Source organism: Streptomyces sp. NPDC111628, assembly GCF_055635195.1.
Map to the genome: position 1 here is coordinate 426,654 of NZ_JBVKBZ010000001.1, position 13,697 is coordinate 440,350.

Here is a 13,697-nt window from a genome sequence, read left to right on the forward strand (position 1 = left end):
TGCGCCACAGTTGTTCAATCGGGCTGCCGAATCCCGGGCGTGTCGCTCTTTATTGACGCCGTAACGGACATAGTGGACGGGCCGTAACCGGCCTGTGATCACGGTCTTTGATCGTTACGCCCGAATTGCCCCGCGCTTACCACTTGTTGGGACACTTGGCCAAGCCCGGTTCTCAGACACCTCTCATGAATGTGGCGCAGGTCACGGAACGGTTACCCCGGCGCACGCGTCCGTCGCGTGCGGGGTGCGCCGCTCGAGTTGTCGCGGCCGGCGCGGCGGGCGCGGTCGTTGGGGTCGTCGCGGCGGCGGCCGCCGGTGTGTGTCGCCGCTCGTGAATGCGTGCACGTGTCCACACCGCCCCCGGTCCTCCCTCTCAGGTGTGAACGCCTCCTCTATCAAGGGCATGCGTCCAGCGCCAATTTGCATGCAAGGGAACCATCTTGATATGGAGACGCCCCTCGCTCGGGCCCTCTGGCCAGCAACGACGAGCGAAAATGTCACCTCTGGTGATCAGGTGAACGCTTCTTGTGTGAAGATCACTGCTCATCCGACTTCATGATCGTTCGTCAGGTGGTGGAGATCACAAAGCTTGTGCAATACCCCGTGTCGCAGATCACAGAGCGTCGGGCATAGGATGCGAGGCAGTTGGGCTTGTGACCTGCTTCACATGTTCGCGATCTTCGTCGGGACGGGCGGGGCTCGTGGGGCTGTTGGGGCGGCTGTGAGTCCAGTGCAACCGCCAGCAGTCAGTGCCGACTGAGAGGAGCGAGGAGCGGTGAACGCGTATGCGCCCATCCTCGTACTGGGAGCCCTCGGGGCAGGCTTTGCGATCTTCTCCGTGGTGATGGCCACGCTGATCGGTCCGAAGCGGTACAACCGGGCGAAGCTCGAGGCCTACGAGTGCGGCATCGAGCCGACCCCCACGCCGGCCGGCGGCGGGCGCTTCCCCATCAAGTACTACCTGACGGCGATGCTCTTCATCATCTTCGATATCGAGATCGTCTTCCTCTACCCCTGGGCCGTCACCTTCGACGCCCTGGGGATTTTCGGGCTCGTGGAGATGCTGCTCTTCGTGCTCACCGTCTTCGTCGCGTACGCGTACGTATGGCGGCGCGGCGGCCTGGAATGGGACTGAGGGGCCTTTGACATGGGACTCGAAGAAAAACTGCCGAGCGGCTTCCTGCTGACCACCGTCGAGCAGGCCGCGGGCTGGGTGCGCAAGTCGTCCGTCTTCCCGGCCACGTTCGGCCTCGCCTGCTGTGCCATCGAGATGATGACCACCGGCGCCGGCCGCTACGACCTGGCGCGCTTCGGCATGGAGGTCTTCCGCGGCTCGCCGCGGCAGGCGGACCTGATGATCGTCGCGGGCCGGGTCAGCCAGAAGATGGCGCCGGTGCTGCGGCAGGTCTACGACCAGATGCCGAACCCGAAGTGGGTCATCTCCATGGGGGTCTGCGCCTCCTCGGGCGGCATGTTCAACAACTACGCCATCGTCCAGGGCGTGGACCACGTCGTCCCCGTCGACATCTACCTCCCCGGCTGCCCGCCGCGGCCCGAGATGCTGATGGACGCCATCCTCAAGCTCCACCAGAAGATCCAGAGCTCCAAGCTCGGGGTCAACGCCGAGGAGGCGGCCCGCGAGGCGGAGGAAGCGGCGCTCAAGGCCCTGCCCACGATCGAGATGAAGGGGCTGCTGCGGTGAGCGACGCGAACAACACCGCGGGTGACGCGAACGAGGTCAACCCCGAGAAGGACCTGTCCGCGGAGAACCTCCCCGGCCAGCGGGGCCAGGGCGGCGAGGAGATCCGCGTCCAGCGCGGCATGTTCGGCGCCAACAACGGCGGCGACACCTCCGGCTACGGCGGCCTGGTCCGCTCCGTCCGGCTCCCCGGACCGGCCAGCCGGCCCTACGGCGGCTGGTTCGACGAGGTCGCCGACGAACTCGAGGGTGCGCTGGAGGAGCAGGGGCTCCTGCCCGACAACGCCATCGAGAAGACGGTCGTCGACCGCGACGAGCTGACCTTCCACATCGAGCGGGAGCACCTGGTCCGCGTCGCCCGCACCCTGCGCGACGACCCGGCCCTGCGCTTCGAACTGTGCACCGGCGTCAGCGGCGTCCACTACCCGCACGACAAGGGCCGCGAGCTGCACGCCGTCTACCACCTGCGCTCGATCACCCACAACCGGCTGATCCGCCTCGAAGTCAGCGCCCCCGACGGCGACCCGCACATCCCGTCGCTGGTCTCCGTCTACCCGACGAACGACTGGCACGAGCGCGAGACGTACGACTTCTTCGGCATCGTCTTCGACGATCACCCGGCCCTGACGCGGATCATGATGCCGGACGACTGGCAGGGCTTTCCGCAGCGCAAGGACTACCCCCTCGGCGGCATCCCCGTCGAGTACAAGGGCGCCCAGATCCCGGCTCCGGACCAGCGGAGGTCGTACTCGTGAGCACTTCCCACGCCTCCCCCAGGGAGACGACCGAAGGCACCGTCTACACGGTCACCGGCGGTGACTGGGACGAGGTCGTCCAGTCCGCGGCCCGCGCCGACGACGAGCGCATCGTCGTCAACATGGGCCCGCAGCACCCGTCCACGCACGGCGTGCTCCGTCTCATCCTGGAGATCGACGGCGAGACGGTCACCGAGGCCCGCTGCGGCATCGGCTACCTGCACACCGGCATCGAGAAGAACCTCGAGTACCGGACCTGGACGCAGGGCACCACGTTCGTGACGCGCATGGACTACCTGACGCCGTTCTTCAACGAGGCGGCGTACTGCCTGGGCGTCGAGAAGCTCCTCGGCATCGAGGACCAGATCCCGGACCGGGCCACGATCATCCGGGTCCTGCTGATGGAGCTGAACCGGCTCTCCTCGCACCTGGTGGCCATCGCCACCGGCGGCATGGAGCTGGGCGCCACCACGATCATGATCTACGGCTTCCGCGATCGTGAACTGATTCTCGACATCTACGAGCTGATCACCGGCCTCAGGATGAACCACGCGTACATCCGCCCGGGCGGACTCGCCCAGGACCTGCCGCCGGGCGCGGTGGACCAGATCCGCGAGTTCGTGAAGAAGATGAACAAGAACCTCCCGGAGTACGACAAGCTCGCCACCGGGAACCCCATCTTCAAGGCCCGCATGCAGGACGTCGGCTACCTCGACCTGGCCGGCTGCATGGCGCTCGGCGCCACCGGCCCCGTCCTCAGGTCCACCGGCCTCCCGCACGACCTGCGCAAGACCCAGCCGTACTGCGGCTACGAGACGTACGACTTCGACGTCCCGACCGCCGACACCTGCGACTCCTACGGCCGCTTCCTGATCCGGCTGGAGGAGATGCGCCAGTCGCTCAGGATCGTCGAGCAGTGCCTGGACCGGCTCCAGCCCGGCCCGGTCATGGTCGCCGACAAGAAGATCGCCTGGCCCGCGCAGCTCGCCCTGGGGCCGGACGGCCTGGGCAACTCCCTCGACCACATCAAGAAGATCATGGGCACCTCCATGGAGGCCCTGATCCACCACTTCAAGCTCGTCACCGAGGGCTTCCGGGTACCGCCGGGGCAGGCGTACACGGCGGTCGAGTCCCCCAAGGGCGAGCTGGGGGTGCACGTCGTCTCCGACGGCGGCACCCGCCCCTTCCGGGTCCACTTCCGTGACCCGTCCTTCACCAACCTGCAGGCCATGGCGGCGATGTGCGAGGGCGGCCAGGTCGCCGACGTCATCGTCGCAGTGGCGTCCATCGACCCCGTGATGGGAGGCGTCGACCGGTGACCACCTCTTCTTCGGAGCGGGGCGTCAGCCTGGGCATGCCGGAACTGCCCGCGCCCGCCTACCCGGACGACGTCCGGGCCCGGCTGGAGACCGACGCGCGCGAGGTCATCGCCCGCTACCCGGACTCCCGGTCCGCCCTCCTGCCGCTGCTGCACCTCGTGCAGTCGGAGGAGGGACATGTCACGCGCACCGGGATGCAGTTCTGCGCGGACATGCTGGGCCTCACCACCGCCGAGGTCACCGCGGTCGCCACCTTCTACACCATGTACAGGCGCCGGCCGAGCGGTGACTACCAGGTCGGGGTCTGCACCAACACGCTGTGCGCGGTGATGGGCGGCGACGCCATCTTCGAGTCCCTCCAGGACCACCTCGGCGTCGGCAACGGCGAGACCACCGAGGACGGCAAGGTCACCCTGGAGCACATCGAGTGCAACGCGGCCTGCGACTTCGCACCGGTCGTGATGGTCAACTGGGAGTTCTTCGACAACCAGACCCCGGCGACCGTCAAGGCCCTCGTCGACGACCTGCGCGCGGGACGGCCGGTGACACCCACGCGCGGCGCGCCGATGTGCACCTTCAAGGAGACCGCCCGGATCCTGGCGGGCTTCCCCGACGAGCGGGACGGCGCCGTCGCGGCCGGCGGCAGCGCGGGTCCCGCCTCCCTGGCCGGCCTGAAGCTGGCGAAGGGCGAGGCGTCCGCCGCGCGCGTGGTGCACCCGCGGGACGGCGGACCGCACGACGCGCCGCAGGACCGGGCCGTGCACGACCCGTCCCCGACGGAACACCTCAGCTCGCACGACGCGCCGCAGGACACATCGGCATCCGACCCTTCCAACCCGGCAGGGCCTACCGCCGAGGAGGGGGAGTGATGACCGTGGCAGCCGAAATCAGGGGCAGCAGCCCGGAGAAGCTGCTCGCACCCGTGCTGTCGGCCTTCTGGGACGAGGACGAGTCGTGGACTCTCGACGTCTACCGGAGGCACGAGGGGTACGAGGGGCTCCGCAAGGCGCTGGCGATGGCGCCGGACGACCTGATCGCGTACGTCAAGGAGTCCGGTCTGCGTGGACGCGGCGGTGCCGGGTTCCCGACGGGGATGAAGTGGCAGTTCATTCCCCAGGGGGACGGCAAGCCTCACTATCTAGTTGTCAACGCCGACGAGTCGGAGCCGGGGACCTGCAAGGACATCCCGCTCCTCTTCGCGAACCCGCACAGCCTCATCGAGGGCATCGTCATCGCGTGCTACGCCATCAGGTCTTCGCATGCCTTCATCTATCTGCGTGGTGAAGTCGTCCCAGTGCTGCGGCGGTTGCACGAGGCCGTGCGCGAGGCCTACGCGGCCGGCTTCCTCGGCGAGAACATCCTGGGCAGCGGACTCGACCTCACCCTCACCGTGCACGCGGGCGCGGGCGCGTACATCTGCGGTGAGGAGACCGCACTGCTCGACTCGCTCGAAGGCCGCCGGGGTCAACCGCGGCTCCGTCCCCCCTTTCCTGCCGTCGCGGGCCTCTATGCGTGCCCGACTGTGGTGAATAACGTCGAATCCATCGCGTCAGTTCCCGCGATCCTGAACAAGGGCAAGGACTGGTTCAGGTCGATGGGCAGCGAGAAGTCCCCGGGCTTCACGCTCTACTCGCTCAGCGGCCACGTCGCGGGCCCCGGCCAGTACGAGGCCCCGCTCGGCATCACGCTGCGCCAGCTCCTCGACATGAGCGGCGGCATGCGCCCCGGCCACCGGCTCAAGTTCTGGACGCCCGGCGGCTCCTCGACCCCGATGTTCACCGACGAGCACCTCGACGTCCCCCTCGACTACGAAGGAGTGGGCGCCGCCGGTTCCATGCTGGGCACGAAGGCGCTCCAGTGCTTCGACGAGACGACCTGCGTCGTGCGTGCCGTCACCCGCTGGACCGAGTTCTACGCGCACGAGTCCTGCGGCAAGTGCACACCCTGCCGCGAAGGCACGTACTGGCTCGTCCAGTTGCTGCGCGACATCGAGGCCGGCAAGGGACAGATGTCCGACCTCGACAAGCTGAACGACATCGCCGACAACATCAACGGCAAGTCCTTCTGCGCCCTCGGCGACGGTGCCGCCTCGCCGATCTTCTCCTCGCTCAAGTACTTCCGCGAGGAGTACGAGGAGCACATCACGGGCCGCGGCTGCCCCTTCGACCCGGCCAAGTCGACGGCCTGGGCCGACCGCACGGAGGTGAAGGCATGACCGTGACCACCAATACTCCCTCGGGAGGGGGAGCGGCGGCGGTCCCGCCGGAGGATCTCGTCACGCTGACGATCGACGGCGCCGAGATCAGCGTGCCCAAGGGCACCCTGGTCATCCGGGCCGCCGAGCAGCTCGGCATCGAGATCCCCCGGTTCTGCGACCACCCCCTCCTCGACCCGGCCGGCGCCTGCCGCCAGTGCATCGTCGAGGTCGAGGGCCAGCGCAAGCCCATGGCGTCCTGCACCATCACCTGCACCGACGGCATGGTGGTGAAGACGCAGCTCACCTCGCCCGTCGCCGAGAAGGCCCAGCACGGTGTGATGGAGCTGCTGCTCATCAACCACCCGCTGGACTGCCCGGTCTGCGACAAGGGCGGCGAGTGCCCCCTGCAGAACCAGGCGATGTCGCACGGTCAGGCCGACTCCCGCTTCGAGGGCAAGAAGCGGACCTACGAGAAGCCCGTGCCGATCTCCACGCAGGTCCTGCTCGACCGCGAGCGCTGCGTGCTGTGCGCCCGCTGCACCCGCTTCTCCAACCAGATCGCGGGCGACCCGATGATCGAGCTGATCGAGCGGGGCGCGCTCCAGCAGGTCGGCACCGGCGAGGGCGACCCCTTCGAGTCGTACTTCTCCGGCAACACCATCCAGATCTGCCCGGTCGGCGCCCTGACCTCGGCGGCCTACCGGTTCCGCTCCCGCCCCTTCGACCTGATCTCCTCGCCGTCGGTGTGCGAGCACTGCTCCGGCGGCTGCGCGACCCGCACCGACCACCGGCGCGGCAAGGTCATGCGGCGCCTCGCGGCCAACGAGCCCGAGGTCAACGAGGAGTGGATCTGCGACAAGGGACGCTTCGGCTTCCGGTACGCGCAGCAGCGGGACCGGCTCACCACGCCCCTGGTGCGCAACGCCGAGGGCGAACTGGAGCCGGCCTCCTGGCCGGAGGCGCTGCAGATCGCCGCGCAGGGACTGCTCGCCTCCAGGGGCCGCACCGGCGTCCTGACCGGCGGGCGGCTCACCGTCGAGGACGCCTACGCGTACAGCAAGTTCGCGCGCGTGGCGCTCGACACCAACGACATCGACTTCCGCGCGCGCGTGCACAGCGCCGAGGAGGCCGACTTCCTGGCCGCCCGGATCGCCGGCCGCGGCCGGGACCTCGACGGCACCGGCGTCACGTACACGTCGCTGGAGAAGGCGCCCGCGGTCCTGCTGGTCGGCTTCGAGGCCGAGGAGGAGGCGCCCGGCGTCTTCCTGAGGCTGCGCAAGGCCTGGCGGGGGCACGGGCAGAAGGTCTACTCGCTGGCCACGCACGCCACGCGGGGCCTGGAGAAGGCGGGCGGCACCCTGCTCCCCGCCGCTCCCGGCACCGAGACCGAGTGGCTGGACGCCCTCGCCAGCGGCGTCGGCCTGGAGGAGGGCGGCACCCAGGCGGCCGAGGCCCTGCGCGCCGAGGGCGCCGTGATCGTCGTCGGCGAACGGCTGGCGTCCGTGGCCGGCGGCCTCACCTCCGCCGTACGGACCTCGGCGGCGACCGGCGCCCGGCTGGTGTGGATCCCGCGCCGGGCCGGGGAGCGCGGCGCGATCGAGGCGGGCGCGCTGCCGTCGCTGCTGCCCGGTGGGCGCCCGGCGACCGACCCGCGCGCGCGTGAGGAGGTCGCCGCCCTGTGGGGCCTGGCCGACCTTCCGCACCGCTACGGCCGCGACACCGGCGAGATCGTCGAGGCCGCGGCCCGGGGCGAACTCCAGGCGCTGCTCGTGGCGGGCGTGGAGGTCGCCGACCTGCCCGACCCCACGCGCGCGCGTGCGGCACTCGACGAGGCCGGGTTCGTGGTGTCGCTGGAGCTGCGGCCCAGCGAGGTCACCGAACGCGCCGACGTCGTCCTGCCGGTCGCCGCGGTCGCCGAGAAGCCCGGCACCTTCCTCAACTGGGAGGGCAGGGTGCGCTTCTTCGAGGCCGCGCTCAAGCCCGACCAGATGACCCGCCGCCTGGCCCCCGCCGACGCCCGCGTCCTGCAGATGCTGGCCGACGCCATGGACGTACACCTCGGTCTGCCCGATCTGCGCACCACGCGCGCGGAGATCGACCGGCTCGGCGCCTGGGACGGGCCGCGGGCCGGTGAGCCGCTGCAGACCGCGAGCGCGCTGCCGCGGCCGGCCGCCGGAGAGGCCGTACTGGCCGGGCACCGGCTCCTGCTCGACCAGGGGCTGTTGCAGCAGGGCGACGAGGCGCTCGCAGGCACCCGGCACGCCGCCCGCGCGCGGCTGTCGGCCGCCACGGCCGCCGAGGCGGGCGTCAAGGACGGCGACGTCCTCGCCGTGACCGGTCCCGCCGGAGTCGTCGAACTCCCGTTGCAGGTCACCGAGATGCCCGACCGGGTGGTCTGGCTTCCGCTGAACTCGGCGGGCTCCGGCGTCGCCTCCGACGCCGGGGTACTGCCCGGAACCCTCGTCCGCATCGGTCCGGCGACGCCCGCGGGCGCCGCCCCCAAGGAGGTGGAGGCATGAGCCCGTACCTCGCCGCTGAAGACCTCTCGATGTTCGGCACCGACCCATGGTGGCTGGTCGTCATCAAGGCGGTGTTCTGCTTCGCCTTCCTGATGGTGACCGTGCTGTTCTCCATCGTGTGGGAGCGCAAGGTCGTCGCCTGGATGCAGCTGCGCGTCGGCCCGAACCGGCACGGCCCCTGGGGCATGCTCCAGTCGCTCGCCGACGGCATCAAGCTGATGCTCAAGGAAGACCTCGTCGTCAAGCGCGCCGACAAGGCGGTCTACGTCCTCGCGCCGATCGTGGCGGCCATCCCGGCCTTCATGGCGATCGCGGTGATCCCCTTCGGGCCGGCCGGCAACGAGGTCTCGATCTTCGGCCACCGCACCGCCATGCAGCTGACCGACCTGCCGATCGCGATGCTGTTCATCCTGGCGGTCGCCTCGGTCGGCATCTACGGCATCGTGCTCGCCGGCTGGAGCTCCGGATCGACGTACCCGCTGCTCGGCGGACTGCGCTCCTGCGCGCAGATGATCTCCTACGAGATCGCGATGGGCGCCGCGTTCGCCTCGGTGTTCCTCTACTCCGGCTCGATGTCCACCTCGGAGATCGTCGCCCAGCAGGACGACCGCTGGTACATCGTGCTGCTGCCGGTCTCCTTCATTCTCTACATCGTCACGATGGTCGGCGAGACCAACCGCGCCCCCTTCGACATGCCCGAGTCCGAGGGCGACCTGGTGGGCGGCTTCAACACCGAGTACTCGTCGATCAAGTTCGCGATGTTCATGCTCGCCGAGTACGTGAACATGGTGACGGTCTCGGCGGTCGCCACCACGCTGTTCCTCGGCGGCTGGCGGGCCCCCTGGCCGATCAGCACCTTCTGGGAGGGCGCCAACCACGGCTGGTGGCCGCTGCTCTGGTTCGTGGTCAAGGTCCAGCTGCTGCTGTTCTTCTTCATCTGGCTGCGCGGCACCCTGCCCCGGGTCCGCTACGACCAGTTGATGAAGCTCGGCTGGAAGGTCCTCATCCCGGTCTCCCTGGTCTGGCTGATGCTGGTCGCGACCGTGCGGGCGCTCAGGAACGAGAACTACGGCTTCAGCGACATCGCCCTCTACATCGGCGGCGGCGTCCTGGTCCTGCTGCTGTTGTCCTTCCTCGTCGACATGTACCGCGACAAGGGCGGCAAGGCTGCCGACCAGCCTGCCGAGGCCGAGGCCGAGGCCGAGACCGCGGCTGGAGGCGGGGCCGCCTTCGACCCGATGGCCGGCGGATTCCCCGTCCCGCCGATGCCCGGACAGCAGGTGCCGCCGGTGCCCAGGCGCCGTCCCCGCCGGGAGCGGGAGCTGATTGTCAGTGGTGGGCCCGATACTCACAGTGACGGACCTGCGGGCGGACCTACGGATGGAAAGGAGGCGTCCGATGGCTGAGGAACGCGAAGAACACAGGGACAACACGGAACACGTGGACCACAAGGGCACCGACCCCGGTTTCATGAACCCCGTGGCCGGCTTCGGCGTGACCTTCAAGGCCATGTTCAAGAAGCGGCTGACCGAGCAGTACCCGGAGCAGCAGAAGACCACCGCTCCACGCTTCCACGGACGGCACCAGCTCAACCGCCATCCGGACGGCCTGGAGAAGTGCGTCGGCTGCGAGCTGTGCGCCTGGGCCTGTCCCGCGGACGCCATCTACGTGGAGGGCGCGGACAACACCGACGAGGAGCGCTACTCGCCGGGCGAGCGGTACGGTCGCGTCTACCAGATCAACTACGCCCGCTGCATCCTGTGCGGACTGTGCATCGAGGCGTGCCCCACGCGCGCGTTGACGATGACCAACGAGTTCGAGCTGGCCGACTCCAGCCGGGCCAACCTCATCTTCACCAAGGACCAGCTGCTCGCCGGTCTCGAAGAGGGCATGGTCGACTCGCCCCACGCGATCTACCCGGGCACCGACGAGCAGGACTACTACCGGGGCCTGGTCACCGAGGCCGCGCCCGGCACGGTCCAGCAGGTCGCCCACTCCAAGGGGGAGGTCGTCCAGGAGGGCGACTCCACCTTCGGCGCGACCGAGCCGGCGTCGGAGGAGGTGATCCGCCGATGAGCGCGCAGCTCGCGGCGGTGGCGACTCTCTCCGCCGGCACCTCCACCGGAGAGGCCGTCCAGTTCTGGATCCTCGGCACGGTCGCGGTGATCGGCGCCCTGTGCACCGTCTTCATGAAGAAGGCCGTGCACAGCGCGCTGTGCCTCGCCGGGACGATGATCGTCCTGGCGGTGTTCTACCTCGCCAACGGCGCCTATTTCCTCGGCATCGTGCAGATCGTCGTCTACACCGGCGCCATCATGATGCTGTTCCTGTTCGTGGTGATGCTCGTCGGTGTCACCGCGGCGGACTCCCTGAAGGAGACCATCAAGGGCCAGCGCTGGCTGGCCCTGCTGTCCGGGCTCGGCTTCGGCATCCTGCTGATCGCAGGCATCGGCAACGCCTCCGTCTCGGAGTTCACCGGCCTCGCCCAGGCCAACGCGAACGGCAACGTGGAGGGCATCGCGTCCCTCATCTTCACCAAGTACGTCTTCGCCTTCGAGATCACCGGCGCGCTGCTCATCACGGCCGCCGTCGGTGCCATGGTGCTCACCCACCGCGAGCGCACCGAGCGCGCCAGGACCCAGCGCGAGCTGTCCGAGCAGCGCATCCGCGACGGCAAGCACCTGCCGCCGCTGCCGGCGCCGGGCGTGTACGCCCGGCACAACGCGGTCGACATCGCGGGGCTGCTGCCCGACGGCACCCCCTCCGAGCTGACCGTCAGCAAGACGCTGCGCGAGCGGGGCCAGATCCGCGACGTGTCGATGGAGGCGCTGGGCGACCTGAAGGCGCTGGAGCAGCGGGCCGAGGACCGGCTGGAACGCAAGGCGGTCGGCCCCGACAACTCCAAGCAGTCCGAGGAGGCGTCGAAGTGAACCCCGTCAACTACCTGTATCTCGCAGCCCTGCTGTTCACGATCGGTGCCACCGGCGTGCTGATCCGGCGCAACGCGATCGTGGTCTTCATGTGCATCGAGCTGATGCTCAACGCCTGCAACCTCGCGTTCGTCGCCTTCTCCCGCATGCACGGCAACCTCGACGGCCAGATCATCGCCTTCTTCACGATGGTCGTCGCCGCCGCGGAGGTCGTGGTCGGGCTCGCGATCATCGTGTCCCTGTTCCGTTCCCGCCACTCGGCCTCGGTCGACGACGCCAGCCTGATGAAGCTGTGAGGGGCTGCTGAAACGTGGAGAACCTGATTGCGCTGCTGGTGGCGGCGCCCCTGCTAGGAGCGGTCGTCCTGCTGTGCGGCGGACGACGGCTGGACCGCGTCGGCCACTGGATCGGCACGCTGCTGGCCGCCGTGTCCTTCGTGCTCGGCGTCGTCCTCTTCGCCGACCTGCTCGGCAGCGGCGCCGAGGACCGCACCCTGACGCAGCACCTGTTCAGCTGGATCCCGGTGGAGGGATTCCAGGCCGACGTCGCCTTCCGGCTCGACCAGCTGTCGATGACGTTCGTCCTGCTGATCACCGGCGTCGGCTCGCTCATCCACCTGTACTCGGTCGCGTACATGGAGCACGACGAGCGCCGCCGCCGCTTCTTCGGCTACCTGAACCTGTTCCTCGCGGCGATGCTGATCCTCGTCCTCGCCGACAACTACCTGCTGCTGTACGTCGGCTGGGAGGGCGTCGGCCTCGCCTCCTACCTGCTGATCGGCTTCTGGCAGCACAAGCCCAGCGCCGCCACCGCCGCGAAGAAGGCCTTCCTGGTCAACCGCGTCGGCGACATGGGCCTGTCCATCGGCATCATGCTGATGTTCCTGTGGTTCGGCACCTTCGCCTTCGGGCCGGTGCTCGGCGGCCACGGGGAGGCCGGGCTCGCGGCCGGTGCGGACGAGGGCAAGCTCACCGCGATCGCCCTGATGCTGCTGCTCGCCGCCTGCGGCAAGTCCGCCCAGGTGCCGTTGCAGTCCTGGCTCGGTGACGCGATGGAGGGCCCGACCCCGGTCTCGGCCCTCATCCACGCCGCGACCATGGTGACGGCGGGCGTGTACCTGATCGTCCGCTCCGGCGCGATCTTCAACGGCGCGCCCGACGCGCAACTGGTGGTCACCATCGTGGGCGCGGTCACGCTGCTCTTCGGTGCGATCGTCGGTTGTGCCAAGGACGACATCAAGAAGGCCCTGGCCGGTTCGACCATGTCGCAGATCGGCTACATGGTGCTCGCCGCGGGCCTCGGACCCATCGGTTACGTCTTCGCGATCATGCACCTGGTGACGCACGGCTTCTTCAAGGCCGGGCTGTTCCTCGGTGCCGGTTCCGTCATGCACGGCATGAACGACGAGGTCGACATGCGCCGCTACGGCGGACTGCGCAAGTACATGCCGGTCACCTTCGTCACCTTCGGCCTCGGCTACCTCGCCATCATCGGCTTCCCGGGCCTGTCCGGCTTCTTCTCCAAGGACAAGATCATCGAGGCGGCGTTCGCCAAGGGCGGCACCGAGGGCTGGATCCTCGGCGCCTGCGCCCTGCTGGGCGCGGCCATCACCGCGTACTACATGACGCGCGTGATGCTGATGACGTTCTTCGGCGAGGAGCGCTGGCGCAACGCCCCGACGCCGTCGCCCGCGAAGCCGGACGTGGAGCCCGCCGCCGAGACGCGCGGCGAGTACGAGCCGCCGCACCCGCACGAGTCGCCGGGTCTCATGACGATCCCGATGATCGTGCTGGCCGTCGGATCGGTCGGAGCCGGTGCCTTCTTCAGCATCGGCGACCGCTTCATGCACTGGCTGGAGCCCATCACCGGGCACAGCCACGGCGACTCCCCGATCAGCGCCGGGGCGGTCACCGGGGCGACGGTGGCCTGCATGGTCATCGGCGTCGCCGTCGCCTGGGCGCAGTACGGGCGCCGTCCGGTCCCGGCCGTCGCCCCGCGCGGGTCGCTGCTCACCCGGGCCGCCCGCCGCGACCTGCTTCAGGACGACTTCAACCACGTCGTCCTGGTCCGTGGCGGCGAGCACCTGACGCGCTCCCTGGTCTACGTCGACCACACGATGGTCGACGGAGTCGTCAACGGGACGGCGGCCTCGGTCGGCGGCCTGTCCGGGCGGATGCGCAAGCTGCAGAACGGCTTCGCGCGCTCGTACGCGGTCTCGATGTTCGGCGGTGCGGCACTCCTCGTCGCCGCGACCCTGCTGATGAGGGCGGTCTGATAC

12 protein-coding genes are annotated in these 13,697 nt (G+C 69.2%); all 12 read left to right on the forward strand.

Annotated features, from left to right (window positions below):
• Nucleotides 1-775: 775 nt before the first annotated feature.
• The 12 genes from ACZ7MF_RS02105 to nuoL are packed head-to-tail and all read left to right on the forward strand — an operon-like array spanning nucleotide 776 to nucleotide 13,694.
• Nucleotides 776-1,135, forward strand: a complete 360-nt coding sequence (locus tag ACZ7MF_RS02105) for an NADH-quinone oxidoreductase subunit A (RefSeq protein ID WP_003974383.1) — start codon at nucleotides 776-778, stop codon at nucleotides 1,133-1,135.
• Between the two features lie 12 nt (nucleotides 1,136-1,147).
• Nucleotides 1,148-1,702, forward strand: coding sequence for a NuoB/complex I 20 kDa subunit family protein (locus tag ACZ7MF_RS02110; RefSeq protein WP_006133126.1), 555 nt, complete (start codon nucleotides 1,148-1,150; stop codon nucleotides 1,700-1,702).
• On the forward strand, nucleotides 1,699-2,454 hold the full coding sequence (locus tag ACZ7MF_RS02115; protein ID WP_471473990.1) for an NADH-quinone oxidoreductase subunit C: 756 nt from the start codon (nucleotides 1,699-1,701) through the stop codon (nucleotides 2,452-2,454). The genes ACZ7MF_RS02110 and ACZ7MF_RS02115 overlap by 4 nt, the downstream gene beginning before the upstream one ends.
• A complete protein-coding gene (locus tag ACZ7MF_RS02120) occupies nucleotides 2,451-3,773 on the forward strand; it encodes an NADH-quinone oxidoreductase subunit D (protein WP_030145370.1) in 1,323 nt (440 codons plus the stop codon). The genes ACZ7MF_RS02115 and ACZ7MF_RS02120 overlap by 4 nt, the downstream gene beginning before the upstream one ends.
• Entirely contained in the window at nucleotides 3,770-4,642 is an 873-nt protein-coding gene (gene nuoE, locus ACZ7MF_RS02125) for an NADH-quinone oxidoreductase subunit NuoE (protein ID WP_471473992.1), read from the forward strand. Before ACZ7MF_RS02120 ends, nuoE begins: the two co-directional genes overlap by 4 nt.
• The gene (gene nuoF / locus ACZ7MF_RS02130; protein WP_171987339.1) at nucleotides 4,639-5,988 is read left to right on the forward strand and encodes an NADH-quinone oxidoreductase subunit NuoF; all 1,350 of its coding nucleotides are present in this window, start codon (nucleotides 4,639-4,641) and stop codon (nucleotides 5,986-5,988) included. Before nuoE ends, nuoF begins: the two co-directional genes overlap by 4 nt.
• The gene (locus ACZ7MF_RS02135) at nucleotides 5,985-8,489 is read left to right on the forward strand and encodes an NADH-quinone oxidoreductase subunit G (protein WP_471473993.1); all 2,505 of its coding nucleotides are present in this window, start codon (nucleotides 5,985-5,987) and stop codon (nucleotides 8,487-8,489) included. Before nuoF ends, ACZ7MF_RS02135 begins: the two co-directional genes overlap by 4 nt.
• A complete protein-coding gene (nuoH, locus tag ACZ7MF_RS02140) occupies nucleotides 8,486-9,895 on the forward strand; it encodes an NADH-quinone oxidoreductase subunit NuoH (RefSeq protein WP_471473994.1) in 1,410 nt (469 codons plus the stop codon). The genes ACZ7MF_RS02135 and nuoH overlap by 4 nt, the downstream gene beginning before the upstream one ends.
• Entirely contained in the window at nucleotides 9,888-10,565 is a 678-nt protein-coding gene (gene nuoI / locus ACZ7MF_RS02145; RefSeq protein WP_162833256.1) for an NADH-quinone oxidoreductase subunit NuoI, read from the forward strand. Before nuoH ends, nuoI begins: the two co-directional genes overlap by 8 nt.
• On the forward strand, nucleotides 10,562-11,419 hold the full coding sequence (locus ACZ7MF_RS02150; protein WP_471473996.1) for an NADH-quinone oxidoreductase subunit J: 858 nt from the start codon (nucleotides 10,562-10,564) through the stop codon (nucleotides 11,417-11,419). The genes nuoI and ACZ7MF_RS02150 overlap by 4 nt, the downstream gene beginning before the upstream one ends.
• Nucleotides 11,416-11,715, forward strand: a complete 300-nt coding sequence (gene nuoK, locus ACZ7MF_RS02155) for an NADH-quinone oxidoreductase subunit NuoK (protein ID WP_003974374.1) — start codon at nucleotides 11,416-11,418, stop codon at nucleotides 11,713-11,715. The genes ACZ7MF_RS02150 and nuoK overlap by 4 nt, the downstream gene beginning before the upstream one ends.
• Before the next feature lie 14 nt (nucleotides 11,716-11,729).
• The gene (nuoL, locus tag ACZ7MF_RS02160) at nucleotides 11,730-13,694 is read left to right on the forward strand and encodes an NADH-quinone oxidoreductase subunit L (protein ID WP_471473997.1); all 1,965 of its coding nucleotides are present in this window, start codon (nucleotides 11,730-11,732) and stop codon (nucleotides 13,692-13,694) included.
• Nucleotides 13,695-13,697 lie beyond the last annotated feature (3 nt).